General features: G+C 73.1%; 21 protein-coding genes. 2 read left to right on the top strand and 19 right to left on the bottom strand.

Features of this window, described 5'->3' with window-relative positions; genetic code table 11:
- Nucleotides 1-40: 40 nt before the first annotated feature.
- The 17 genes from ACZ7DL_RS20565 to ACZ7DL_RS20485 all read right to left on the bottom strand — a co-directional run bounded on the left by ACZ7DL_RS20565 (nucleotide 41) and on the right by ACZ7DL_RS20485 (nucleotide 18,456).
- Nucleotides 41-706, bottom strand: a complete 666-nt coding sequence (locus tag ACZ7DL_RS20565; protein WP_470775701.1) for a response regulator — start codon at nucleotides 704-706, stop codon at nucleotides 41-43.
- Nucleotides 703-2,049, bottom strand: coding sequence for a sensor histidine kinase (locus ACZ7DL_RS20560; protein ID WP_470775699.1), 1,347 nt, complete (start codon nucleotides 2,047-2,049; stop codon nucleotides 703-705). The genes ACZ7DL_RS20565 and ACZ7DL_RS20560 overlap by 4 nt, the downstream gene beginning before the upstream one ends.
- Before the next feature lie 309 nt (nucleotides 2,050-2,358).
- The gene (locus ACZ7DL_RS20555) at nucleotides 2,359-3,039 is read right to left on the bottom strand and encodes a response regulator (protein WP_470775698.1); all 681 of its coding nucleotides are present in this window, start codon (nucleotides 3,037-3,039) and stop codon (nucleotides 2,359-2,361) included.
- Between the two features lie 16 nt (nucleotides 3,040-3,055).
- Nucleotides 3,056-4,441: a sensor histidine kinase gene (locus ACZ7DL_RS20550; protein ID WP_470775696.1), complete on the bottom strand. Its 1,386-nt coding sequence runs from the start codon at nucleotides 4,439-4,441 to the stop codon at nucleotides 3,056-3,058.
- Nucleotides 4,434-5,624, bottom strand: a complete 1,191-nt coding sequence (locus ACZ7DL_RS20545; RefSeq protein WP_470775781.1) for an acyltransferase family protein — start codon at nucleotides 5,622-5,624, stop codon at nucleotides 4,434-4,436. The genes ACZ7DL_RS20550 and ACZ7DL_RS20545 overlap by 8 nt, the downstream gene beginning before the upstream one ends.
- Nucleotides 5,625-5,670: 46 nt before the next feature.
- Nucleotides 5,671-6,717 carry an alpha/beta hydrolase gene (locus tag ACZ7DL_RS20540; RefSeq protein ID WP_470775693.1) on the bottom strand — a complete coding sequence of 349 codons (1,047 nt, stop codon included), beginning with the start codon at nucleotides 6,715-6,717 and terminating at the stop codon, nucleotides 5,671-5,673.
- 371 nt (nucleotides 6,718-7,088) lie between these two features.
- Nucleotides 7,089-8,015, bottom strand: coding sequence for an alpha/beta hydrolase (locus tag ACZ7DL_RS20535; protein WP_470775692.1), 927 nt, complete (start codon nucleotides 8,013-8,015; stop codon nucleotides 7,089-7,091).
- A 473-nt stretch (nucleotides 8,016-8,488) separates the two neighbouring features.
- Nucleotides 8,489-9,700, bottom strand: a complete 1,212-nt coding sequence (gene kynU / locus ACZ7DL_RS20530; RefSeq protein ID WP_470775690.1) for a kynureninase — start codon at nucleotides 9,698-9,700, stop codon at nucleotides 8,489-8,491.
- Complete coding sequence (locus ACZ7DL_RS20525) at nucleotides 9,693-10,541, bottom strand: tryptophan 2,3-dioxygenase family protein (protein ID WP_470775688.1); 849 nt, start codon at nucleotides 10,539-10,541, stop codon at nucleotides 9,693-9,695. Before ACZ7DL_RS20525 ends, kynU begins: the two co-directional genes overlap by 8 nt.
- Before the next feature lie 153 nt (nucleotides 10,542-10,694).
- Entirely contained in the window at nucleotides 10,695-11,108 is a 414-nt protein-coding gene (locus ACZ7DL_RS20520) for a DUF3151 domain-containing protein (protein WP_470775686.1), read from the bottom strand.
- Nucleotides 11,105-12,586: an MFS transporter gene (locus ACZ7DL_RS20515; protein WP_470775685.1), complete on the bottom strand. Its 1,482-nt coding sequence runs from the start codon at nucleotides 12,584-12,586 to the stop codon at nucleotides 11,105-11,107. The genes ACZ7DL_RS20520 and ACZ7DL_RS20515 overlap by 4 nt, the downstream gene beginning before the upstream one ends.
- Before the next feature lie 63 nt (nucleotides 12,587-12,649).
- The gene (gene fbaA / locus ACZ7DL_RS20510) at nucleotides 12,650-13,672 is read right to left on the bottom strand and encodes a class II fructose-bisphosphate aldolase (RefSeq protein ID WP_470775684.1); all 1,023 of its coding nucleotides are present in this window, start codon (nucleotides 13,670-13,672) and stop codon (nucleotides 12,650-12,652) included.
- Nucleotides 13,673-13,814: 142 nt separating this feature from the next.
- Entirely contained in the window at nucleotides 13,815-14,363 is a 549-nt protein-coding gene (pyrE, locus tag ACZ7DL_RS20505) for an orotate phosphoribosyltransferase (protein WP_470775683.1), read from the bottom strand.
- Between the two features lie 10 nt (nucleotides 14,364-14,373).
- A complete protein-coding gene (locus ACZ7DL_RS20500; RefSeq protein WP_470775681.1) occupies nucleotides 14,374-15,162 on the bottom strand; it encodes an aldose epimerase family protein in 789 nt (262 codons plus the stop codon).
- A 46-nt stretch (nucleotides 15,163-15,208) separates the two neighbouring features.
- Nucleotides 15,209-16,075, bottom strand: coding sequence for an SRPBCC family protein (locus ACZ7DL_RS20495; RefSeq protein WP_470775678.1), 867 nt, complete (start codon nucleotides 16,073-16,075; stop codon nucleotides 15,209-15,211).
- Nucleotides 16,076-16,198: 123 nt separating this feature from the next.
- The gene (locus ACZ7DL_RS20490; RefSeq protein WP_470775676.1) at nucleotides 16,199-17,833 is read right to left on the bottom strand and encodes a polyamine aminopropyltransferase; all 1,635 of its coding nucleotides are present in this window, start codon (nucleotides 17,831-17,833) and stop codon (nucleotides 16,199-16,201) included.
- A 98-nt stretch (nucleotides 17,834-17,931) separates the two neighbouring features.
- Complete coding sequence (locus ACZ7DL_RS20485; RefSeq protein WP_470775674.1) at nucleotides 17,932-18,456, bottom strand: DUF2617 family protein; 525 nt, start codon at nucleotides 18,454-18,456, stop codon at nucleotides 17,932-17,934.
- A gap of 834 nt (nucleotides 18,457-19,290) precedes the next feature.
- Between ACZ7DL_RS20485 and ACZ7DL_RS20480 the strand changes: the two genes are divergently transcribed.
- On the top strand, nucleotides 19,291-20,484 hold the full coding sequence (locus ACZ7DL_RS20480; protein ID WP_470775671.1) for a pyridoxal phosphate-dependent aminotransferase: 1,194 nt from the start codon (nucleotides 19,291-19,293) through the stop codon (nucleotides 20,482-20,484).
- A gap of 46 nt (nucleotides 20,485-20,530) precedes the next feature.
- Here the strand turns inward: ACZ7DL_RS20480 and ACZ7DL_RS20475 are convergent, their stop codons facing one another.
- Nucleotides 20,531-21,100: a type III secretion system chaperone family protein gene (locus tag ACZ7DL_RS20475; RefSeq protein WP_470775669.1), complete on the bottom strand. Its 570-nt coding sequence runs from the start codon at nucleotides 21,098-21,100 to the stop codon at nucleotides 20,531-20,533.
- Nucleotides 21,101-21,240: 140 nt separating this feature from the next.
- Between ACZ7DL_RS20475 and ACZ7DL_RS20470 the strand changes: the two genes are divergently transcribed.
- Nucleotides 21,241-21,741 (top strand): hypothetical protein, encoded by a 501-nt coding sequence (locus tag ACZ7DL_RS20470; RefSeq protein WP_470775667.1) that lies wholly within the window; start codon nucleotides 21,241-21,243, stop codon nucleotides 21,739-21,741.
- Nucleotides 21,742-21,744: 3 nt separating this feature from the next.
- Here the strand turns inward: ACZ7DL_RS20470 and clpB are convergent, their stop codons facing one another.
- Nucleotides 21,745-24,342 (bottom strand): ATP-dependent chaperone ClpB, encoded by a 2,598-nt coding sequence (clpB, locus tag ACZ7DL_RS20465; RefSeq protein ID WP_470775665.1) that lies wholly within the window; start codon nucleotides 24,340-24,342, stop codon nucleotides 21,745-21,747.
- Between the last annotated feature and the right edge of the window lie 43 nt (nucleotides 24,343-24,385).

The raw sequence follows: 24,385 nt of genomic DNA, 5'->3' as shown, positions 1-24,385 counted from the left end.
GCCCCGAGTGTCCGTCCCCGGCCAGGGTGGGGGCCGCGACTCAGCCCGGTGTGACCAGCCTCGCCTCGTAGGCGAACACCGCCGCCTGGGTGCGGTCCCGCAGGCCCAGTTTCACCAGGATGCGGCTGACGTGTGTCTTGATCGTCGACTCCGCCACCACCAGCCGCGCCGCGATCTCCGCGTTCGACAGGCCCTGCGCGATCAGTACCAGCACCTCCGTCTCCCGTTCCGTCAGCTCCCCGTACGCGGCCTGGGCCGACGGCATCAGGCGGGGCGCGTCCGCCAGCCGGGAGAACTCCGTGATCAGCCGCCTGGTGACCGAGGGGGCCAGCAGAGCCTCGCCCGCCGCCACCACCCTGACGCCGTCGGCCAGCTGACGGGCCGAGGCGTCCTTGAGCAGGAAGCCGGAGGCACCTGCGCGGAGCGCCTGGTACACGTACTCGTCCAGGTCGAACGTGGTCAGCACCAGCACCTTCGCCGTCTCGTCCGCGGCGACGATCTCCCGGGTCGCCTCGATGCCGTTCAGCTCCGGCATCCGGATGTCCATCAGCACCACGTCCGGGGCGAGTTCGCGCACCCGCTCGACCGCCTCCCGGCCGTTGACGGCCTCGCCGACGACCTCGATGCCCGGCATCGCGTTCAACAGGACCGAGAAGCCTTCGCGGACCATCATCTGGTCGTCCGCGATCAGTACGCGGATCGTCATGCCCCGCCCTCGATCGCCGTGGCCGCCGGCACCGGCAGGAACACCGTCACCTCATACCCCTCGTCGGCCGTCGGGCCCGCCGTCATCTCGCCGTTGAGCATCGAGACGCGCTCCCGCATGCCCGTGATGCCGTGCCCGGCGCCGGGCGAGACCTTGACCAGGTGCGGGGCCGGCGGCGGGCCGTTGACTATGCGCAGTCCCAGGCCGCCGAGGACATACCCGATCTCCACCCGCGCCCCGGCGCCCGGCGCATGCCGCAGCGAGTTGCTCAGCGCCTCCTGCACGATCCGGTACGCCGACAGCTCCACCCCCTGCGGCAGCTCCCGCACCGCGCCGGTCACCGCCTTCTCCACCTCCAGACCGGCCTCGCGCACATTGGCGAGCAGGCCGTCCAGATCGGCCAGAGTGGGCTGCGGGGCGTCCGGCGCCTCGTAGTTCTCCGCGCGGACCACCCCGAGGACCCGGCGCAGCTCGGTCAGGGCCGCCACCGCGTTCTCCCGGATGGTGGCGAACGCCTTCTCCAGCTCCGGCGGCGGGTTCTCCACCCGGTAGGGGGCGGCCTCCGCCTGGATGGCGACCACCGACATGTGGTGGGCGACGACGTCGTGCAGCTCACGGGCGATCGTCGTGCGCTCCTCCAGCAGGGTGCGCCGCGAGCGCTCGTGCTCGGTCACCGTCTGCTGGGCGGTCACCTCCTGCTGGGCCTGCCGGCGTATGTGACGGACCGTGACGGCCAGCAGAAGCAGCGCGGACACGACCAGCATGGGACCGGTGTCGGTGTCGTAGTGCCCGAAGCCGAAGAGAGCCTCGGCGAAGAAGCCGTACAGCCCGGTCAGCAGCCACATCCAGGCCGCCGCGCGCGGGCGGGTGCGGCTCGCCACGATCGTGAGCACCAGCAGGTGGGAGACCAGGCTGCCCGGCAGCCAGGGCCAGCTGCCCCAGTCGCCGCCGATGACGGCGGTGGCGGTGGTCGCCGCGAACGACAGCCAGAACGCGCCGACCGGACGCACCAGCGTCAGCAGCACCGGCGCCAGGGCGAGCAGCCCGCACAGCAGCGCCGCCGCGCCGGCGTCCGTGCCCGTCATGCCGGCGGCCAGCGCGACGAGTCCGCCGGCCACCACCACGGCGTGCGGGGTCCAGGCCGCATACCCCTGTATCCGCTCGGAGAAGTGGCGGGAGAGGGGGCCGGCCACGGCCCTGGGGGGCAGCGGGCGGTAGGCGAAAGCGTCGTGGAACAGGTCCTGCCACAGCCCGCGCAGGGCGTCCGCAGCCAGCCTGACCTCGGGGCTGCGCGGCCGGCCGGCCGGGCCCGGCGTCGTCTGCGTGTGCGTCGTCTCGGTCACGTACAGAACGGTAGGCGCGGGCGGGGGGTGCGGTCGTCCCCTTGGAGAGGGGTCCTTGGGGGTCCCTCTCAGGTACTACGGGTGGGAGGGGTCCCACCGGGGGGAGGGGCTGACGCCGGCCTGGCGGCTGGGGGCAGGGGCCGACGCGGGCCCGGTGGCCGGGGGCCTCGGCCGACGCGGCCCGACGGCGGAGCAGGGGCCGATGCGGGCCGGCCGGGAGCAGGGGCCGACGCGGGCCAAGCGGCCGGCGCGGCTGGTCAGCGGGCGGGGGTGCCGGCCGGGGCGCTGCTGGGGGCCGGCTGGGGGCTGTCAGCGGCCTCCGGGGCGGACCACGCCGGACTCGTAGGCGAAGACCGCCGCCTGGGTGCGGTCGCGCAGGCCCAGCTTCACCAGGATGCGGCCCACGTGCGTCTTCACGGTCTGCTCGGCCACGACCAGCCGTTCGGCGATCTCCGCGTTCGACAGACCCTGCGCGATCAGTGCCAGCACCTCCGTCTCCCGCTCGGTGAGATCGCCGACGCGCTGCTTGAGCGGGCCCCGGCTGCTGCCGTCCAGGCGGGAGAACTCGGCGATGAGGCGGCGGGTGATGCCGGGGGCCAGCAGGGCGTCGCCCGCGGCCACGACCCGCACCGCCTCGGCCAGTTTGTCCGCCGACGCGTCCTTGAGCAGGAAGCCGGAGGCCCCCGCCCGCAGCGCGTCGTACACGTACTCGTCGAGGTCGAACGTGGTCAGCACCAGCACCCGGACGGCGGGGTGGTCCTCGATGATCAGGCGGGTCGCCTCGATGCCGCCCATTCCCGGCATCCGGATGTCCATCAGCACCACGTGCGGGACCAGTTCGGCGGTCCGGGCGATCGCGTCCCGGCCGTCCACCGCCTGCCCGATCACCTCGATGTCGGGCTGGGCGTTGAGCAGCACGGTGAAGCCCTGCCGGACCATCTGCTGATCGTCCGCGATGAGTACCCGGATGCTGCCGGTGCCGCTTGTCATGGCGTCTGTTCTCCTGTCAGGGGCTGTCGGGCGTGGTCGGGGTGATGTCCCGGGGAAGGAAGGCCGTGACGCCGAAACCGCCGTCCGCGGTCGTCTCCGCGAGGACGTGACCGCCGAGCATCGCCGCGCGCTCCCGCATGCCGAGCAGCCCGTGCCCGGCGCCCGGGGAGCGCGGGACGGGATACCGCGGGCGGGAGTTGGTCACCACCAGGTGCAGACCGTTCGGGAAGTGCCCGACCTCGACGTGCACCCGGGACCCCGGCGCGTGCCGCAGCGCGTTGCTCAGCGCCTCCTGCACGATCCGGTACGCCGACAGCTCCACGCCCGGAGCGTACGGCCGTACCTCGCCCACGATCTCGGCCGTCACGTCCAGCCCCGCCGCGCGGGTGTTCTCGATCAGCGCGTCGAGACGGTCGAGCGTGGGCTGGGGAGCGTCCGGGGCCGCTCCGGTGCCGGGACTGCCCAGCCCGTAGGGGTCCTCGGGGTTCTCGGACCGCAGCACGCCCAGCACCCGGCGCAGCTCGGTGAGCGCCTCCAGGGCGTTGTTGCGGATGCCGGCGAGGTTCTCCAGCAGCTCCTCGGAGGGATTCTGCGCCAGATGGGGCGCCACCTGGGCCTGAATGGAGATCACCGACATGTGGTGGGCGACCACGTCGTGCAGCTCACGGGCGATCCGGCTGCGCTCCTCCAGCAGCGTGCGGCGGGCCCGCTCCTCGGCGGTGATCGTCGTCTGCTGGACCAGTTCCCTACGGGCCTCCTGGCGGCTGCGCAGGGTGCCGCCGATGGCGGTGGCGATGGCGAACAGGGACACGGCGATCATGCCGGTGCCGGAGTAGTGCCCGGTCGCGAGGCCCGCGTGCAGGAGGTAGGTCACGACAGTGGTCACGCCGAGCGCGGTCAGCGTGCCGAGCAGGCGCACGCGCAGCGCGAAGAGCAGCAGGACGGCCATGTGGGCCAGCAGCGCGGGCGTCGACCAGGGCCAGTTGGGGCCGGGCGGCGCGACCGACTCCAGATGCGGACGGCCGAGCAGGGCGGTGACGGCGGCGGCGGCCAGGGACACCGCCCAGGCGGGGACGGGACGCCGGACGGCCAGGACGAGGGCGGCGGCCTGGAGCGCCGTGGCGAGGAGGGCGACGGGGTAGGTGAGGTCGTACGACTCGGAGACGTCGACGCCCCCGCCAAGGGCGATGCCCAGGGCCGCCCAGGCGATGAGGAGGTAGGTGAGGAGGCGGGCCCAGCGGTACTTGGAGAAGGGGGGCGAGTTGCGGACGGGGGCCTCGCCCAGCCAGGTGCGGAGGCGGGGGCGCGGGCGCGCGGAGTCGGCGGGCGGGGCGTGACGGCCGTCCGCGGGACTGGGGGTGGGGTTGGGGTCCGCGGGCGTCACAGGGGCAACCTTAGGCATGGTGCGGGGACTTCGTCGGCGGGAGGTGGCGGTGGACCACCCGGGACGGGCGGTTGCGGGGGCGGCGCGGGCCCTGTTCGTGGTGACGGAAGGCCGCCCGGCACAGGGCGAGCGCCAGGGTGAACAGCGGGAGCCAGACGAGACGGGACGCCACCCAGGTCAGGGAGTCGGGTGCGGTGTGCAGGCCGGGCAGACGGCCGGCCAGGAGACCGGTGGCCGTGGTGGCCATCATCGCCGTCTGGTGCCAGAGGAAGATCGTCATCGCGGAGAGGTTGACGAGGGCCACCCCCGCCCAGGCAAGGGGGCGGGCCATCGTACGGCGCAGCCGGTCGCGCAGCAGGAGCGCCAGGCCGCACTGGGCCAGGCCGAACGTGACGGCCGCCAGGGTCGGGGGGTTCAGGTTGGAGACCGCGCTGCCGGGGACGCCGACCATGGACGCCGGGTAGCCCGCGTAGCCGACGAGCAGCGCCGTGGCCGCCGTACCACCGAGGAACAGCGCCCAGGCCGAGCGGCGGGCGCGCAGCCCGCCCCGGGCCCAGGCCGCGCCCAGGGTGTAGGGAACCAGCCAGCCGGCGGCCAGGTTCACCCAGCCGAGCCAGGACGGGCCGAGGTGCAGGCCGAAGCGGAGCAGGTCGACGTGGAGGACGACGGCGAGCGGCCAGAGCGGGTTGAGGCGGGCGACCAGCGGAGTGGCGGCCGTCAACGCGGCGAAGACCAGCAGGAACCACAGGGGGGACAGCGCCAGCTTGAGCAGGGTGTGGATGGTGGGCAGGGACGCGCCGGTGAGCAGCAGGGCCGTGGCGGCCACCGACCACAGGGCCACCAGTGCGGCCACCGGGCGGAGCAGGCGGGTCAGGCGGACGCGCAGCCAGGCGGCGTAGGACTCGCCTCTCGTGCCGGCCGAAGCGAGGCTGCGGGTCGCCACATGGCCGCCGACCAGGAAGAACACGGCCAGGGTCTGGAAGAGCCAGGAGACCGGCGCCAGCCGGGGCATGTGCTGCAGCGGGCTGGCCGCGTGCAGAGCGCCGTCCTCCGCCACCAGGGCGGTCACCAGCCAGTGGCCCAGGACGACACCGAGGATCGCGACGGCGCGCAGCGCGTCGACGGCACGGTCGCGGGAGGCGGGGGTGGCGCCGTCCACGCGGTGGGCTGCGCGGTCGGCTGCACGGTGGAGCGCGTGCAGCGGTCGGCGGAGGGGGTGTGCGGGGCCGCGCGTACGCCGGGAGGGCTCAGGCACGGGTTACCTCCGAGGGGTCGTCGAGGGTGATCCGGGCGAGGTTGGCGAGGGAGGCCGAGCCCGGGGTGAAGTAGCCGCTGTGGTCGGCGTCGGCCGCGTCGAAGACCCGGGCCCCGAAGGCCGCGGAGACCGGGTCGGTGCCGAAGCCGACGGTGGTGCCGAAGAGGTCCGCACGGACGTGCGGGACCTGCTCCACCCAGTCGTCGCTGCCGCGCGCCGCCCAGATCCGGGCGCGGGTGTGCAGGGCGGCGGCGGAGTCCGCACCGGTGCCGGGGCTGCCGACCAGGGCTATGTCGTCCGCGTCCAGGCCGGGAGCGGCGCGGCCGCAGACCACGGAGCCGTAGGAGTGGCAGAGCAGGGAGAGGTGGGCTCCGGCGGGGGCCACCGTGCGCAGTCGGCGTATGAAGGCGCGCAGGTCGGGGGCGGCTTCGTCGGCGCGGGTGGTGGTGGTCACCGTGGTGCTGACCGTGGCCGGGGTCTCGTAGCCGAGCCACGCTATGACGGCGACGCGGGTGCCGGGGGTGGAGCGGTGGGTGAGGTCCGCGTACAGGGCCGTGGCTGCTCGGTGGAAGCGGGCGTAGGTGTCCAGGGAGGTGTCCGAGCCGGGGACCAGGACGGCGATGTGGTCGGCGTGGGCGAGGTCGCCGAGCACCTCCGCCGCCTGGCCCGCGCCTCGGCCGTCGAAGGTGAGGAGGTGGCGGGTGGGGGCGGCGAGGGTGCGGTCTGCGGTGGCGCGGTGCGGGTCGCCGTGGGCGGCGGCCATGCGGGCGGCTGCGGCGGCGTTGGCTCGGTTCGCCGCGTATATGGAGGGGAGAGTGGCGGGAGTGAGGGTGGGGAGGGTGGCGGGGGGTGGGGCGGGGATGGCGGGGCGGGTCGCGGCGGCGAGGGGGGCGACGATGGCGGCGGTGAGGAGGGCGGACAGGAGCGTGCGGAGGGCTTTTTGACGGGGGCGGGGGGCTGTGCGGGGGGCTGTGCGGCGCGTTGTCGGGTGCGGGTTGGTGGGTGGACGCCCGGCCTTCGGCCGGATCCGGTTTCCCACCCGCACCACCCGTGCAGCTTTCGTCGTCACCTGAGGGTGGCCCCCGCGGGGCGAAATCGCCGTCGGCGGCTGCGGATTGTGGATGGGCGTCGAACCCGCCACCGGAAACGTCGACAGCCGCTGTGCAGCGTCGGTGCGCGCCGAACCCGCCACCGGAAACGCCGCCGGCGGCTGCGGGATGTCGCTCGGTGGCGGGTCTGTTTGCCCCATGGGTGGCTTCCTTTCAGAGAGCCCGGCCATCGGGCTTTGCTGACAAGGAAGTTAGGCAGGGGGGCGTGTCGTCGGCGTCCCGCCAGGGAGCTGTCCTGCGGGGTAGCTCTCAGGTATTACGGGTATCACCGGGTGCGCCCGTAGTGGCCGCATCCGGTTGCTCACCAGGCCAGTTGTGCGATCTCCTCCGCCACCACCGCGCAGGCGTCCGCCGCCGGGTCGATCAGCGGGAAGTGGCCCACGTCCTCCAGGAGCGTCAGTCCGACCACCTCGCCCGACTTCGCCGCGGCCTCCGCGTACGACTCGGCCACCTGGTGCGGCACCACCAGGTCGGTACGGCCCTGGACGAGCGTCGTCGCGATGCCCGTCGGAAGGAGCAGCCCGGGGTCCGCGTACGGCCTGCGCTCGGCGAAGTGATCCTGCCCGCCCAGCAGTTGCAAGGACGCGTGCGCGCACACGTCCAGCTTCTCCGCCACCTCGAAGTCCGCGATCGGGGCCAGCGCGACGACGCCGCGGAGCGGTGCCGGGCCGTCGGTGCGCCAGGCGGCGTCCGCCGGGAGGACGTGCCGGGCCGCCGCCCACAGGGCCAGGTGGCCGCCCGCCGAGTGGCCGGTCAGCACCGTGCGGCGGGGATCCGCCTGCGGGAGCGCCTCGCGGACCAACGCCGGCAGGGCGTCCAGGGCCGCCGCGACGTCGTCGAACGTGTCCGGCCAGCGCCCGGCGAGCGGCGTGCCGCCGGCCCCGGCCGGCTCCTCGTTCCCCGCCTGCTGCCCCGGGATCAGTGGCTCGCCGCCCCGCCTGTACTCGACGTTGGCCACCGCGAAGCCTCTTCGGGCCAGGTAGTCCGCGAAGGGGGTGATGTGGCGGCGGTCGTAGCGGGCCCGCCAGGCGCCACCGTGCAGGACGACGACCAAGGGGGCCGACGAGTCGGGAGCGGCGGACACCGTGCCGGTGCGGGGGGCGTAGAAGTCGATCACCTGGTCGGGGTGGTCACCGTACGCGGCGGTGACGTCGGGGTCGACTGCGGGGTGTGAGAAGGCCGATTCCTCTTCGGCGGCGGCGCGGGCTGCTGCTGCGTCGTCCGGCATGCTCCAACCTCTCAGCGACGATGGGGGCACCTCCCAGGCTTTCGGCACTGGGGGAGGGCTTGGCGGACCAGGTGGGAAATCGGCCGTTGGCGGGGACGGTATCAGGCCGGTGACGTGCGGGGATACGGGGATGTGACGCACCGTGAGGGATAAACGGTTCTGTGCCGCACGGGGCGCCCGACAACACCGGCCGCGGGCCCCGACAGGCCCGAATCGCCGGGGTGCGGGCCCCCGGACCAGGCACTGAACGCCGGGCGCGGGACCCGCCACCACGCACGAACGCCGGCCGCGGGGCCCGCCACCAGACACGGAGGCCGGGGCGCAGGGCCAGCGCCTCACACCAGCGCCCCGCACCCCACGCGCCCCACACCAACACCACGCACCCGGCACCAGCCGCCAGCCGCCAGCCCTAGCCACCCGCACCCGCACCCGCACCAGGCCCCTCCCGGCCCCCGACCCCACGCACCAACGCCCTACCCCAACTCCTCCCCCAACACCCGAGCCGCCCGTTCCACGTCCCGGAAGCCCACGTACAGCGGGGTGAAGCCGAAGCGGAGGACGTCGGGGTGGCGGAAGTCGCCCACCACGCCCCGGGCGATCAGGCGCTTCATCACCTCGCCCGCGTCCGGGCAGCGCAGCGCGATCTGGCTGCCCCTCTCCTCGTGCCGCTCGGGCGTCACGCACTCCACCCGGCCGGGCTCGGTGTACGCGGACACGCACCGCAGGAAGAAGTCCGTCAGCGCCAGTGACTTGGCGCGGACGGCGGAGACCGACACCCCGTCCCAGACGTCGAGGGCCGCCTCCAGCGCCAGCAGGGAGAGGATGTCCGGGGTGCCGACCCGGCCGCGCAGGGCGCCCGGTGCCGGTGTGTAGACCGGGCTCATCCCGAAGGGCTCGGCGTGGGAGTTCCAGCCGGGCAGCGGGGAGTCGAAGCGGTCCTGGTGCTCGGCGCGCACATACAGGTACGCCGGCGAACCCGGGCCGCCGTTCAGGTACTTGTAGGTGCAGCCGACCGCCAGGTCCACCCCGTGCTCGTCCAGGCCCACCGGCAGCGCGCCCGCGCTGTGGCACAGGTCCCAGACCGCGAGGGCGCCGGACGCGTGGATCGCGGCCGTCAGAGACGGCAGGTCGTGCAGCCGGCCGGTGCGGTAGTCGACGTGGTTGAGCAGCACCGCGGCCGTACGGCCGCTCAGTGCGGACGGCACCTCCGACGGGGTCACCGCGCGCAGGGTGCGGCCGGTCAGCCGGGCCGCCGACTCGGCGATGTAGCCGTCCGTGGGGAAGGTCGTCGCGTCGACCAGCAGCTCGTCCCGGGCGTCCCCGGCCATACGGACCGCCGCCACCAGCGCCTTGAAGACGTTGACGCTCGTCGAGTCGCCGACGACGATCTGGCCGGGTGCCGCGCCCACCAGCGGGGCGATCCGGTCGCCGATCCGCTCGGGCGCCGTCCACCAGCCGCTCTCGTCCCAGGAGCGGATGCGCAGTTCGCCCCACTGGCGCCGGACCACGTCCGCCACCCGGTCGGGGACGCCCGCCGGCAGGGCGCCCAGCGAGTTGCCGTCCAGGTAGACGCCCGCGGCGTCAGCCGCATGATCGGGCACGGCGTCCAGGACGAAACGCTCCCGCAGTGGCGCCAGCTCGTCCGCCGCGTCCAGCTTCTCGGCGTGCAGGGCAAGCTCAGACATGGGACCTCGCCGTCCACAGCTCCGGGAAGACGTTCTTGCGGGCGCGCTTCTCCAGCCAGGCCACTCCGGCGGAGCCGCCGGTGCCGGCCTTGGCGCCCATCGCGCGCCGGGTGGCGACCAGGTGGTCGTTGCGCCAGCGCCACACCAGCTCGGCCACATCGCTCAACGCCTCGCCGAGGCGGGCGAGTTCGGCGTTCTGGTCGCCGGAGTAGATCTCCGCCCAGGCCGCCTCGACGGCGTCGGAGTGCTCGTACCGCCGGGTGACGTCACGGCGCAGCACGGACGCGGGGATGGCGTGGCCGCGGCGCGCGAGGAGCCGTACCACCTCGTCGTACAGGCTCGGCTCGTGCAGCGCCTTCTCCAGTTCCGCGTGGACGCGCGGGGCGCCGCGGTGCGGGACGAGCATGGACGCGGACTTCTCGCCGAGCAGGAACTCCAGGCGCCGGTACATCGCAGACTGGAAGCCGGAGCCCTCGCCGAGGGCGCTCCGGTACGAGTTGAACTGGGCGGGGGTGAGCTGGCCGAGCGGCTTCCAGGAGGCGTTCAGGGCCTCCAGCTCGCGCACGGAACGCTTCAGCGCGGCGACGGCGGTCGGCACGTCGTCCGAGCGGAGCGCCTGCGCGGCCGTCTCCCACTCGTGCACGATGACCGTGAACCACAGCTCCATGACCTGGGTCGTCACCAGGAAGACCATCTCTCCGGGGTCGTCGGAGAGGGTCTGCTGGAGGTGGGTGAGCACGTCCGCCTTGACGTAGTCCTCGTACGGCGTCGTCCCCGCGAAATCGAGATTCGGGGTCTCGGGCTCAGCGGCCTCGTAAGGGGGGTGAGCCTGTTGGGACATCGCTGTCTCCTGTTGTTACTCCGGGTAGCGGTCCGCCCCTGCCGATGCCGGCACGGGGGCCCCGGTCCCCACCCCGACATCCTCCGCAATGCCCCCGGGTACGGCAAGGCCCGTCTGCTGCCAGACGGGCCACACCGGTGACTCCCCTACGGGTCAGCCCAGGGTCTGGGCCGCCGTCGGCGAGGAGTCCTTCAGGAACTGCGTGCAGCGCTCGTACTCCTCCTGCTCACCGATCGCCTGTGCGGCGCGGGCCAGGCCGTGCAGGGCGCGCAGGAAGCCGCGGTTCGGCTCGTGCTCCCAGGGCACCGGGCCGTGGCCCTTCCAGCCGCTGCGGCGCAGGGCGTCCAGGCCGCGGTGGTAGCCCGTACGGGCGTAGGCGTACGACTCCACGACCGAGCCCCGCTCGAAGGCCTCGTCGGCCAGCTGGGCCCAGGCGAGGGAGGAGGTGGGGTACCGGGCGGCGACATCCGCCGGCGCGGTGCCGTCCGCCAGCAGGCGACGGGGCTCCGGGGCGTCGGGCAGGTGGGTGGGAGGCGGGCCGCCGAGGAGGTTCTCGTGAATCGTCATGGGTTCAGTCTGTCACTGGGGGATGCTCCCGGCCCCTGCCCCTCCAGGGGTGGAGAGGTCACCGAGCCGTGGGTGCGGCACTCCGGCCGGCGGCAGCCCGGGGCGGGACGGCGCACCCGGGTGAAGGCCAGCAGCGCACCGGCGGCCAGCAGGCCCGCGCAGATCGGCATCGCCCGGTCGAAGGCCGCGTCGAAGGCGGTCGGCGACCGGTACGCCTCCGGCCCCATGCCCGCGAGCAGCGGGAGTGCCGCCACGGCCACCAGGCCCGCCGCCCGCGCCGCCGCGTTGTTGATGCCGCTGGCCAGGCCCGCCCGGGCGGTGTCGACGGAGGCGAGGACGGTCGCCGTCAGCGGCGCGACGAGGGTGACCATGCCGGCGCCCATCACCAGCACCGCGGGCAGGACGTCCGTGAGGTAGTCGGCGTCCGCCCCCACCCGGAGCATCAGGAGCATCGCCGCCGCGCACAGCAGCGGGCCCACGGTCAGCGGCAGCCGCGGGCCGGTACGGTCCGCCAGGGCGCCCGAACGGGCGGAGAACAGCAGCATCAGTGCGGTGGTCGGGAGCAGGGCCGTACCGGCGGCCAGGGGCGAGTAGCCCGTCACGACCTGGAGCTGGAGGGCGGTGAGGAAGAAGAAACCGCTGAAGGCCGCGTACACGCACAGCGTGACCAGGTTGACCGCGGTGAACTGGCGCGAGGCGAAGATGTCCGGCGGGAGCATCGGGTCGGGGCGGTGACGCTCCACCTGGACGAAGGCCACCGCCGAGGCCAGGCCCGCCACGGCCGTCAGGGCCACCACCAGCGAACCCGCCCGGGCCTCGATGAGCGCGTACGTCAGCAGGGCGAGGGCCAGGGCGCCCAGGGCCGCGCCGAGGACGTCGAAGCGGCCGTGGGCCCGGCGGTCGGCCGACTCCGGCACGTGCCGCAGCGCGACCGGTACGCACAGCAGCGCCAGCGGCACGTTGAGCAGGAACACCCAGCGCCAGCCGGGGCCGGCCACCAGCCAGCCGCCCAGGAACGGGCCGACGGCGGCACCGATCCCGCCGAAGCCGGACCACAGGCCGACCGCGCGGCTGCGGTCGTCGGGGTGGAAGGACGCCTGGATCAGGGCGAGCGAGCCGGGGGTCAGGAGAGCGCCGCCGATGCCCTGCAACGCGCGCGCGGCGATCAGCACGCCGGAGGTCGGGGCCAGGCCGCACAGCAGCGAGGCGGCGGCGAACCAGACCACGCCGAGGACGAAGACCCGGCGGCGGCCGTAGCGGTCCCCCAGCGAGCCGCCCAGCAGGATCAGACCGGCCAGCGTGACCATGTACGCGTTGACCGTCCACTGCAGGGTGGCGAGGCTCGCGTCCAGGTCGTGGCCGATGCGCGGAAGGGCGACGTTGACGACGGTGGAGTCCAGCATGGCCATGCTGGAGCCGAGCACGGTGGTGAGCAGGATCCGCTTGCCCTGGGGCGAGGCCAGCCGGACATCGGGCATGGTCCCAGGTATACAGCGGGCCCGGCGGCATGGACAGCCGCCGGGCCCGCCGGGTAGTACCGCTTACTTGATCTTGTTGCCCGCCGAACGCAGGTGCTGCGTGGCCTCGACGACGCGCGCGGCCATGCTCGCCTCGGCCAGCTTGCCCCAGGTACGCGGGTCGTAGGCCTTCTTGTTGCCGACCTCGCCGTCGACCTTCAGGACGCCGTCGTAGTTCTGGAACATGTGCGCGGCGACCGGACGGGTGAAGGCGTACTGGGTGTCCGTGTCGATGTTCATCTTCACCACGCCGTTCTCCAGCGCGGTGAGGATCTCCTGCTCGGTGGAGCCGGAGCCGCCGTGGAAGACGAAGTCGAACGGAGCGGCCTTGCCGAACTTGGCGGCGACGCCTTCGTTCAGCTCCTTCAGCAGCTCGGGGCGGAGCACGACGTTGCCCGGCTTGTACACGCCGTGCACGTTGCCGAAGGAGGCGGCCAGCAGGTAGCGGCCCTTCTCGCCCAGGCCCAGGGCCTCGGCGGTGCGGATCGCGTCGTCGACGGTGGTGTACAGCTCGTCGTTGATCTCGTGGGTGACGCCGTCCTCCTCACCGCCGGTCGGGGTGATCTCCACCTCCAGGATGATCTTGGCGGCGCGGGCGCGCTCCAGCAGCTCCTGGGCGATGGCGAGGTTGTCGGCGAGGGTCTCGGCGGAGCCGTCCCACATGTGCGACTGGAAGAGCGGGTTACGGCCGGCCTTCACGCGCTCCTCGGAGAGCGCGATCAGCGGACGTACGTACCCGTCGAGCTTGTCCTTCGGGCAGTGGTCGGTGTGGAGCGCGATGTTGACCGGGTACTTCTCGGCGAGGATGTGCGCGTACTCGGCGAGCGCGACCGCGCCGGTCACCATGTCCTTGCTGTACTGACCGCCGAGGAACTCGGCGCCGCCGGTCGAGATCTGGACGATGCCGTCGCTCTCCGCCTCCGCGAAGCCGCGCAGCGCCGCGTTCAGGGTCTGGCTCGAGGTGACGTTGATGGCCGGGTAGGCGAACTTGCCTGCCTTCGCCCGGTCGAGCATCTCGTTGTAGACCTCGGGGGTTGCGATGGGCATCTGTCCGCTCCTTGAGTTGCGGGTTGGCGTTCTGCGTTACGGCCCTGACCTAGACCTTGGGGGCGACGTCATCGTCGGCCCCATCTTTCCAGACATGAACCGATGGTCCATGCGCCGGTCAAGTCCAGGTCAATTCGGGTCGTCAGTCCAGTCCCAGTTCATCCTTCGAGAAGGCGAAACGGTACGGAACGCCCGCTCCGGCCTCGATCTTCTCGGCGGCGCCGGTCGCCCGGTCGACGATGGTGGCGACGGCGACGACCTCGGCGCCCGCCTCGCGCACGGCCTCGACGGCGGTGAGCGGCGAGCCGCCGGTGGTGGAGGTGTCCTCGACGACGAGGACCCGCCGGCCCGCGATGTCCGGTCCTTCGACGCGCCGCTGCAGGCCGTGCGCCTTCGCGGCCTTGCGTACGACGAAGGCGTCCAGCTTCTTCCCGCGCGCGGCGGCGGCGTGCAGCATGGCGGCCGCGACCGGGTCGGCGCCCATGGTCAGCCCGCCCACCGCGTCGAAGTCGAGGTCCGCGGTGAGGTCCAGCAGCACCTGGCCGACCAGCGGGGCGGCCTCGCCGTCGAGGGTGATGCGGCGCAGGTCGACGTAGTAGTCGGCCTCCAGACCCGAGGAGAGGGTCACCTTGCCGTGCACCACGGCCTTGTCCTTGATCTGCTGCAGCAGCTCGCCACGTACGTCCGTCATGCCGACCAGCTTAGAGCCGGCGCCAGGTCCAGGTGGTCGTGGCTTCCAGCGGTTCCAGCGGGGTGACCAGGCGCGGCAGGGTGTTCAGGCCGTTGGGCGGGCCGGTCTGCGGCTCCACGCACACGGCTTCGGCCTGCTCGTCGTAGACGACCACCCACTCCTCGCGGCTGGCCACCTTCAGCTCCAGCCGGCCGGGCCAGGTGAGGGTGACGTCGACCCCGTCGGGCATGCCGAAGCAGTCGTCCCAGGGGCCGGGCTTCGGGTCGATCCGGTTGCCGGTGGGCAGATGGTCGGCGCCCCGCTCCTCCTGCCAGGCCGGCGTGAAGTCGAGGCGTACGTCCGCGCCGTCCAGGTTCCGGTTGAACCACGGGTGCCAGCCGATCTGCGCCGGGAAGGAATCGTCGTACGCCTCCACGGACATGGTCAGCGTCAGGCTGTCCTCGGCCAGCGTGACCACCTGGGTGACGCGGCCGCGGTACGGCCAGGGGTCGACCAGGTCGTGCGTGATGACGGCCTCGTTCGCGGCGGTGCGCGCGGTGCGCCAGGCGCCGTCGCGTGCGGTGCCGTGGATGGCGTGCGGCGGGGAGTTGAGGGGCATCTGGCGCACGGTGGCACCGTCCAGGAAGCGGCCGTCCCGGATCCGGCCGCACCAGGGCACCATCGGGAAGCAGCCGTAGCGCTCGCCCTGCCGCAGCAGCTCCACACCACCGATGCGGAGCCCGCCGATCCGGCCACCGTTGCCGGGCCGCACGGTCACTTCCGCGTCGCCCGCGGTCAGCGTGATGTCTTCGTTACTCACGGGACCGACCCTACTGGGGCGATCAAGAGGGCGTGCGGCAAGCCGTTCAGCGTCGCTTGCGCAGGGCGCGGGTCACCACGATCGCCGAGGCCAGGGCCAGCGCCGCGGCGGGGGCCGCCCAGCGCAGGGCCGGGTTCCCGGCGATGGTCTGCGCGGCCGGTACGGGGGCGTAGCGGCCGCGGGGCGGGGCGTGGTCGACCTCTTCGGCGCTGCGGCCGATCATCGTGCGGCGGGCGTGCGCGGCCTCGGCGGGCGGTTCGCCGGTGTCGGCGAAGTCCCCGGTGAGGCGGTCGGGGTACTCGACGTCGTCGTCCGCGTCCGGGTCCAGGGAGGGCGGGGGCACCTCGGTGTCGAAGACGGAGGTGCGGCCGGAATCAGTGCCCGGGGTCTCCGGTTTCTCCGTCCCGGCCCCGGGCTCAGCCGTCTCGGCCTGCGGCTCTTCCGCCTCGGCCTCCGGCTCCTCCCCTTCGCCCTCCGGCTCCTCCGTCTCGCCCCCGTCCGTCGCCAGGTTCTCCACAAAACGGTTCAGCAGCCGCGTCACCGCCGAGGCCACCGCCTCCGCCGGGAGTTCGGTGATCCGTCCGGACGCGTCCGCCGTGCCCTCGGCCGTGACGGTGCAGCCGCCCTCGGTGTCCGCGAGGCGCAGGGTGAGCGCGAGCTTGACCGCGCCGGTGCCGCGGGCCTCGGTGACGTCGCCCTCGACGGCGTACGTACCGTCCGCGCGGACCGTCACCCGTGCCGTTCCCCGGTAGGTGACGGAGTGTCCGCCGACGCGCAGCTTCAGCCGGCCGGCGACGGGTTCGGCACCGGCGTCCTGGTGCAGGCCGGGGACCGCCCGGGCGACGCGTGCGGGGTCGGCCAGCGCCGCGCTGAGCCTCTCGGCGGGGACCGGGACGAAGACCTGGTGCCTCATGGTCGGTGAGCCTACCCAGTCGTGGCCGGAACTCACCCTGTCGTGCCGGGGCTCTCGCCCCCGACCCCCGTTTGCCCGTCCACCCGCCGACCCGGCCGGCCGACGGAAACCGGCCCGCACTCCTCAGTACCGCGGATGCACCAGCGTCGACGCCCGCAGCCCCCCGATCCGCGTCCGTTCCGCCGCCCGCGCGTCCGCCGTCAGCTCGGCCTGGGTCAGGGTGCGCAGTCGGCCGGGGCCGGGCCGCAGGGGCGGCGGGGTGTCGCCCGGGGCCGCCAGCAGGAAGCCCCAGTCGTGCGGGGCGCGGGAGGTGCCCGGCGAGCGGTCGGGGCCGGCCGCGAAGCCGGAGCCGTCGCCGAGGACCCGGTAGGGGGAGACGGCGAAGCCGGCCGTGCGGAGGGTCGCGGCGACGGTCCAGAAGGCACGGGGGCGGGCGGTGACGGGACCGGCGTGCACGGCCAGGCGGCCGTCTCCGGCCAGCACGCTGCGGGCCAGGCCGTAGAACTCCTGCGAGTACAGCTTGGTGCTGGCGGTGATGCCGGGGTCGGGGAGGTCGGCGATCGCCACGTCGTACGCCGGACCGTGCGCTCCGCGCAGCCAGGTGAGCGCGTCGGCGGTGGTGACGTGCACCCGCGGGTCGGCGAGGGCGTGTCCGTTGGCGGCGGCCAGGCCGGGGTCGTGGCGGGCCAGGCGCAGCAGGCCGGGGTCGAGTTCGACGATGTCGACGCGGCGCACCCCACGGTGGCGCAGCACCTCGCGGGCGGCCAGGCCGTCGCCGCCGCCGAGGATCAGGACGCGAGTGTGCGGGCCGGCCAGGGCCGGCTGGACCAGGGCCTCCTGGTAGCGGCGCTCGTCCCGGCCGCCGGTGCGCAGCCGGCCGTCCAGGAAGAGTTCGAGGGGCCGGCCGTGGGTGCCGCCGGCCAGGACGATCTCCTGGACGCCGGTCTGCACGGCCACCCGGACGTCCGCGCCGTACACGGCGTGCCGGGCGGCCCGTTCGAAGTCGCCGGCGAGGGCTGCGGCGGAGGCGAGGACGCCGAGGACGGTGAGACCCGCGGCGAGCAGGGTCCAGCGGGCGCGGCGGGTGAGGTCACGGCGGAACAGGCCGAGGACGAGGGCGCCGCCGGCGACCACGTTGACCGTGCCGGTCAGCAGCGCGCCGGTCAACTGACCGAAGAACGGCAGCAGGAGGAAGGGAAAGGCCAGGCCGCCGACGAGCGCGCCCACGTAGTCCGCGGCGAACAGGTCGGCCACCGCGCCGCCCGCGTCCTGCCGGCGGATCCGCTGGATCAGCTCCATCAGCAGCGGGACCTCGGCACCGATGAGCAGGCCGATGGCGAGGGAGAAGGCGACCAGCAGCCAGCGCGGCCCGTCGGCCCAGATGCCGCCCCAGCCGCCGGTCCAGGCGAACACGGCGTACAAGGCCATCGCGCTGCACCCGCCGACCAGCGCGAGGGCCGACTCGACCGCGCCGAATCCGGCCGCCGCGTGCCAGCGCAGCCGCTTGGCACCCAGCGAGCCGATGCCCATCGCGAACACCATCACGGACAGCACCACGGAGGCCTGGGTGACCGTGTCGCCGATCAAGTACGAGGCGAAGGCGACGAGTTCGAGTTCGTACACGAGTCCGCAGGCCGCGCAGACGAAGACGCACACGAGGACCAGGAACCGCCCGGTGCCGGGCCGGACGGGCAGCCGTGCGGGGCCTGTCCGGTGGGGCGGGGCACCCGGGGGCGCGGGGGCGTGCGGTTCGATCACTCTGCGACGTTACGTCAGACACTCGGGACGCTTCGTCACCCACACGTGTGGAAACAACGGCAGTTGACGCCTGGCGGGTTTATGCCGCCGCGAGGTGATCAGCTCCGCTGTCGCACCGGCACCCGGACCCCGACCCGGGTCCGGGTGGCCACCAACTGGCCGTCCTGCGGGTAGGCGTGCCAGGTACGCCAGTGCACCTGCCCCTCGTGCCGCTGGGCCAGCATCGCGGTGAAGGCGTGCGGGCTGCCGGGGAAGACACCGGCGAGGCCGTGCGGATGGTCGGAGACGAGGGCCAGCAGTTCCTGGGCGCGGCCCGCGAACGAGCCGGGGGTGAGCACCTCCACCCGGGCGGCGAACTCGTACTCCCAGTCGTCGACCCGCTTGGCGACGCCCAGCGGCAGCGGGGTGCTGGAGCCGGGGAGGCACGCGACCGTCTCCGAACAGCTGCCTCGCTTCTCCTCCAGAAGCACCTGATGGGACGCGCCGAGCAGCCTCAACTGGAGTTTTGCGCCCGTCAGTTCGAGATCGAGGGTGGCGAGGGCGGGCAGCGGCTCGCGCCCCAGGGCCCAGGCGAGGTCCGCAGCGCGCGTATCGGTATAGGAGGTGTTCAGGGTCGTGAGCATGGATCGGCTCCGCTAACACGCGATGAGGGGGAGATCGGCCATGTCAGCCCAGCCGGCCCGGCCGGTGTGGGGAGGCGTCAGGGACGTCCGAGGGGCTGCGTTGGCGATGTAGAGGGAATCATGAACAGTGGCGTCGCCACAGCGTTTTTACCCAACTTCGTGGGGTTTCCATCCCCTAGAGGGCTCCACAGCTCAACTGTTCAACCATGGCGTACGCCGGGCGCGGGAGCGGACAGGCCGAGCGCCCGCCGGAAGTCCTCTCCGACGGGCGCTCGGCCGTGTGCCGCCCGGCTGCGGTTCCCCCGTTCCTGCAAGCTCAGCTGCCCCGTGTCAGCTGCCTCCCCCGCAACCTCCCCCGCCGCCGCACGACGAACCTCCGCCGCACGACGAGCCGCCACCGCACGAGTGGCCCCCGCAGGAGTGCCCCCCGTGCCCTCCGTGCCCCCCGTGGTGCCCGCCGTGTCCCCCCGACGAGCCGGAGTCACCGCCCCCGACCCACCAGCTGCTCCCGCCGCCGTCGTAGGACGACGAAGACGAAGACGAAGACGCCGCCGAGCGGCGCCTCCCGCTGCGCCCGCCGCCCTTGCCGAGTGACAGCCCGGCCTGCAGCCGGTTGCGACGCACCCGGTTCACCCCGATGAGCACCATCACGATCACCGCCAGGATGATGCCTGCGATCTCGGTGTCACTCATGGCGTCACCCTCCTTCCGTTCCCCCGAAGCGGCCCCCCGTGGGCGCCTCGCATGCTGCCGCGTCTCGCGCGGTGCCGGGGAGATGCCCAACGGCCCGAACCCGCAAAGCAGAGTTGAGGAAGTCCAGAGCTTGAGCGCAGGATGACCGGCATGACCTCCAGCGCACGCCCCCACCTCAACCGCCGGCTCGCCGCGTTCGGGACGACGATCTTCGCCGAGATGTCGGCGCTCGCCGTGGCGACCGGGTCGATCAACCTCGGCCAGGGCTTCCCCGACACCGACGGGCCCGAGGAGGTCCGCGAGGCCGCCGTACGGGCGCTGCGCGACGGCCGCGGCAACCAGTACCCGCCGGGCCCCGGCGTCCCCGAACTGCGCACCGCGATCGCCGCACACCAGCAGCGCCGCTACGGCCTGTCCTACGACCCCGACACCGAGGTGCTGGTCACGGCGGGCGCGACCGAGGCGATCGCGGCCGCGCTGCTGGCGCTGGTCGAGCCGGGCGACGAGGTCGTGGCGCTGGAGCCGTACTACGACTCCTATGCGGCGAGCATCGCGATGGCGGGCGGCCGGCGGGTGCCGGTGACCCTGCGGCCGCACGTCACCGAGGGAGCCGGCTTCCGCCTGGACCTGGACGAGCTGCGCGCCGCGGTCACCGACCGCACCCGGCTGCTGCTGATCAACACCCCGCACAATCCGACCGGTACGGTCCTCACACGCGCGGAGCTGGCCGCGATCGCCGAGCTGGCGGTGGAGCGGGATCTGTTGGTGGTGACCGACGAGGTCTACGAGCACCTGGTCTTCGACGGCGCCGCGCATCTGCCGCTGGCCACGTTCCCCGGGATGCGCGAGCGGACGGTGACCATCGGCTCGGCGGGCAAGACGTTCTCGTTCACCGGCTGGAAGGTCGGCTGGGTGACGGCCGCGCCCGAGCTGGTGAGCGCGGTCCGGGCGGTGAAGCAGTTCCTGACGTACGTCTCCTCGGGACCCTTCCAGTACGCGGTGGCCGAGGCCCTCGCGCTGCCCGACACCTACTTCGAGGAGTTCCGCCGGGGCATGCTGGCCCGCCGGGACATCCTGGCGGAGGGGCTGACGGCGGCGGGTTTCCAGGTGTTCCGGCCGGCCGGCACCTACTTCATCACCACCGACATCCGGCCCCTCGGCGAGAAGGACGGGTTCGCCTTCTGCCGCGCGCTGCCGGAGCGGGCGGGCGTGGTGGCCATCCCCAACGCGGTCTTCTACGACGACCGGGAGGCGGGGGCGCCGTTCGTGCGGTTCGCCTTCTGCAAGCGGGAGGACGTGCTGCGGGAGGCGGCGGAGCGGCTGCGGAGCATGTGAGGGGGTGCGGTCCGGGGGCGGCGCCCCCGGACCGGTCCGGGCTCGGTTACTCCCCGTCGCCCTCGGGCTTCGGGGCGTCGTCCGCGCCGTTCTGGCCGTTCTCGGGCGTCTCCGCCTCGTTGACCTCCTGCTCCAGGCCGAGCTGCTCGACCAGCCACTTGTCGAACTCGATCGCGGCCCGCACCCAGCTGACCGTGGAGGAGACGAAGTGGTTGATGTCGACGCCCGTGCCGATCAGCATCTGGGCCTCACCGATCAGGCGGACGGTGCCGTCGTCGTGGGTGTGGGTGTACACCTTGGGCCACAGAGTGCGGCGGTTCCACTCGTCGATGGACTCCAGCAGCTGGGGCCGCTCGTCGATCTTGTGGGGGCGGTCGTAGAAGGTCCGCACCGAGAAGATCGCCTGCTCGGCCTCGCCGCGGAACATGAAGTAGGTGCGGAACTGCTCCCACGGCGCCGCGAGGTCACCCTCCTCGTCGACGATGTACTTCAGCTCCATCTGGTCGAGAAGCTGCTTCACCAGGTCCTGATCCGGGAGGACGGGGCCCACCGGTCCTTGGGGCTGCGGTTCGGGCTGGCCCCCGAAGTTCGGAATCGAGGACGGGTCGATGGTCACCGTGTTTTTCCCTTCATGCGGATGCCGCCATCCTCCCCCATGCGGGGAGGGGGGTGGCAAGCCCCGACGGGGCCCTGTCAGCCGTGGGCTGACATGATCCGGCTGGTCGGGTGGCGGGCGTACGGCACGGGGGTGGCGTGATGGCACGGGCACGGACCAGGTGGGGGCGTTTCACGGCCGTCGCGGCGCTGCCCGGACTGGTCCTGATCTGGGTGATCGTGGCGGTGGTGAAGTTCGCGACCTCGGACTATCCCCTCGGCGGTGCCCCCGAGGAGGTGCCGTGCGCCGAGGCGCTCGCCTTCGGCGGGGCGAAGCTGCCGTCCGGGGCGTACGGCGCCGAGTGCGCGGTGCAGTCCTGGCTGGACACGAACTACGAGGCCCGCTTCCGTATGCCCCGGAAGGACGTCCGCCACTGGCTGGAAACCACGTACCCGGTCGGGCCGGAGCCGAAGACGGAGTACTGCTACCCGGACTCCGTCGATCTCTGTCTGCACCTGGAGTTCCAGCAGGGTTCCGCGGACTACGCCGGGCTGGTCCCGGGCGCGTCCGACCCGGGCTTCGGCGCGTACGCCGCGGACGTCACCGTGACGTACGAGGGCCCGGACCGGGCCCTCGTACGCTTCTCGGCGTTCACCACCTGAGCGTCACAGCGTCTTGCCGGTGGCCGGGCCGACCAGCAGGCCCTCGCCGGAGCGGTCGACGCGGACCGTGTCGCCGTCCTTGATCTCGCCGGAGAGGATCTCCCTGGCGAGCCGGTCGCCGATGGCGCTCTGCACCAGGCGGCGCAGCGGGCGGGCGCCGTAGGCCGGGTCCAGGCCCTCCTCGGCGAGCCAGGCCAGCGCCTCCGGGGTGACGTGCAGGGTGAGCCGGCGCTCGGCCAGCCGCTTGGCCAGGCGGTCGATCTGGAGCTGCGCGATCCGCGCCAGCTCGGGCTTGGTCAGCGCGGAGAAGACCACCAGGTCGTCGAGCCGGTTGAGGAACTCGGGCTTGAACGAGGCCCGGACGACCTCCAGGACCTGCTCCTTCTTCTGCTCCTCGCTGGTCAGCGGGTCCATCAGGAACTGGCTGCCCAGATTGGAGGTGAGCACCAGGATGGTGTTGCGGAAGTCGACCGTCCGGCCCTGACCGTCCGTCAGGCGGCCGTCGTCCAGCACCTGGAGCAGGACGTCGAAGACCTCCGGGTGGGCCTTCTCCACCTCGTCCAGCAGCACCACGCTGTACGGGCGCCGTCGCACCGCCTCGGTCAGCTGACCGCCCTCCTCGTAGCCGATGTACCCGGGGGGCGCGCCGACCAGCCGGGCCACGGTGTGCTTCTCGCCGTACTCCGACATGTCGATTCGGACCATGGCCCGCTCGTCGTCGAAGAGGAAGTCGGCGAGCGCCTTGGCGAGTTCGGTCTTTCCGACACCGGTCGGACCGAGGAAGAGGAAGGAGCCGGTCGGGCGGTCGGGGTCGGCGATGCCGGCCCGGGAGCGCCGTACGGCGTCGCTGACCGCCCGGACCGCCTCGGTCTGGCCGATGAGCCGCCGGCCCAGCTCGTCCTCCATGCGCAGCAGCTTCTGCGTCTCGCCCTCCATCAGCCGTCCGGCCGGGATGCCGGTCCAGGCGGCGACGACGTCGGCGATGTCGTCGGCGCCGACCTCCTCCTTGACCATGGTGTCCTTGGCGACCTCCTCCTCGGCCTCGGAGGCGGCCTCCAGCTCCTTCTCCAGCTGCGGGATCTCGCCGTAGATCAGCTTGGCGGCGGTGTCGAAATCGCCGTCGCGCTGGGCGCGTTCGGCCTGGCCGCGCAGGTCGTCCAGCTTCTCCTTCAGCTCGCCGACCCGGTTGAGGGACTGCTTCTCCTTCTCCCAGCGGGCGGTCAGGCCGCGCAGCTCCTCCTCCTTGTCGGCGAGGTCGCGACGCAGCTTCTCCAGCCGTTCCCGGGAGGCCGGGTCGGTCTCCTTGCCGATCGCCAGCTCCTCCATCTTCAGCCGGTCGACGGCGCGCTGGAGCTCGTCGATCTCCACGGGCGAGGAGTCGATCTCCATGCGCAGCCGGGAGGCGGCCTCGTCCACGAGATCGATGGCCTTGTCCGGCAGGAAGCGGGAGGTGATGTACCGGTCGGACAGGGTGGCGGCGGCCACCAGCGCGCTGTCCGCGATCTGCACCTTGTGGTGGGCCTCGTACCGGCCCTTCAGGCCGCGCAGGATCGCGACGGTGTCCTCGACGTTCGGCTCGGCGACCAGCACCTGCTGGAAGCGCCGCTCCAGCGCCGGGTCCTTCTCGATCCGCTCGCGGTACTCGTCCAGGGTCGTGGCGCCCACCATGCGCAGCTCGCCGCGCGCGAGCATGGGCTTGAGCATGTTCCCGGCGTCCATGGCGGAGTCCCCGCCGGCACCGGCGCCCACGACGGTGTGGAGCTCGTCGATGAAGGTGATGATCTGCCCGTCGGAGTCCTTGATCTCGGCGAGGACGGCCTTCAGCCGCTCCTCGAACTCGCCCCGGTACTTGGCGCCGGCCACCATCGCGCCGAGGTCGAGCGCGACCAACCGCTTGTTCTTCAGCGACTCGGGCACATCGCCCTTGACGATCCGCTGGGCCAGGCCCTCCACGACGGCGGTCTTGCCGACGCCGGGCTCGCCGATGAGCACGGGGTTGTTCTTCGTACGGCGGCTCAGCACCTGCACGACCCGCCGGATTTCCTGGTCCCGTCCGATGACCGGATCCAGCCGGCCCTCGCGGGCGGCGGCGGTGAAGTCGGTGCCGAACTTCTCCAGGGCCTTGTACTGGCCCTCGGGGTCGGCGGTGGTCACGCGGCGTCCTCCCCTGGCCTTCCGGAAGGCCTCCAGCAGCTTCTTGGCGTCGGCGCCCTGTCCCCTGAGCAGCTCGGCGGCCGCGCCGCCCTGCGCGGCGACACCGATCAGCAGGTGCTCGGTGGACAGGTAGTCGTCACCGAGTTCCCTCGCCCGCTCGCCCGCGTCGGCGATCACGGCCAGCAGCTCCCGGTTGGGCTGCGGAGGCGCCACGGTGGAGCCGGTCACGCTGGGCAGCGAGCCCAGGATCCGCTCCGCCCCGGCGCGTACGGCGGCCTGGTCGGCGTCGACGGCGGCGAGCAGGTCGGTGATGTTCTCGTTCTCCTGCCCCTGGAGCAGAGCCAGCAGCAGGTGGGCAGGGGTGAGGTCCGGGTGGCCCTCGGTCACGGCGCGATTGCTCGCCGCGTTGATCGCGTCCCGGCTCCTGTTGGTCAGCTCGGCGTCCACCTGTCCGTTCTCCTCCTCGACCGCTCTCCACTGCTGACTTAAC

Source organism: Streptomyces sp. NPDC036984 (genome assembly GCF_055607665.1).
This window is presented reverse-complemented; position numbering and strand designations above follow the sequence as displayed.

Coding starts and splice junctions, on each gene's coding strand:
- ACZ7DL_RS20515 (WP_470775685.1), bottom strand. CDS start 12,586: ATGCCCGATGTCCGGCTGGCCTCGCCCCAGGGCAAGCGGATCCTGCTC.
- ACZ7DL_RS20520 (WP_470775686.1), bottom strand. CDS start 11,108: ATGACGATTCACGAGAACCTCCTCGGCGGCCCGCCTCCCACCCACCTG.
- pyrE (WP_470775683.1), bottom strand. CDS start 14,363: ATGACGGACGTACGTGGCGAGCTGCTGCAGCAGATCAAGGACAAGGCC.
- ACZ7DL_RS20535 (WP_470775692.1), bottom strand. CDS start 8,015: ATGCCGGACGACGCAGCAGCAGCCCGCGCCGCCGCCGAAGAGGAATCG.
- fbaA (WP_470775684.1), bottom strand. CDS start 13,672: ATGCCCATCGCAACCCCCGAGGTCTACAACGAGATGCTCGACCGGGCG.
- kynU (WP_470775690.1), bottom strand. CDS start 9,700: ATGTCTGAGCTTGCCCTGCACGCCGAGAAGCTGGACGCGGCGGACGAG.
- ACZ7DL_RS20470 (WP_470775667.1), top strand. CDS start 21,241: ATGGCACGGGCACGGACCAGGTGGGGGCGTTTCACGGCCGTCGCGGCG.
- ACZ7DL_RS20565 (WP_470775701.1), bottom strand. CDS start 706: ATGACGATCCGCGTACTGATCGCGGACGACCAGATGATGGTCCGCGAA.
- ACZ7DL_RS20495 (WP_470775678.1), bottom strand. CDS start 16,075: ATGAGGCACCAGGTCTTCGTCCCGGTCCCCGCCGAGAGGCTCAGCGCG.
- ACZ7DL_RS20480 (WP_470775671.1), top strand. CDS start 19,291: ATGACCGGCATGACCTCCAGCGCACGCCCCCACCTCAACCGCCGGCTC.
- ACZ7DL_RS20550 (WP_470775696.1), bottom strand. CDS start 4,441: ATGCCTAAGGTTGCCCCTGTGACGCCCGCGGACCCCAACCCCACCCCC.
- ACZ7DL_RS20525 (WP_470775688.1), bottom strand. CDS start 10,541: ATGTCCCAACAGGCTCACCCCCCTTACGAGGCCGCTGAGCCCGAGACC.
- ACZ7DL_RS20485 (WP_470775674.1), bottom strand. CDS start 18,456: ATGCTCACGACCCTGAACACCTCCTATACCGATACGCGCGCTGCGGAC.
- ACZ7DL_RS20555 (WP_470775698.1), bottom strand. CDS start 3,039: ATGACAAGCGGCACCGGCAGCATCCGGGTACTCATCGCGGACGATCAG.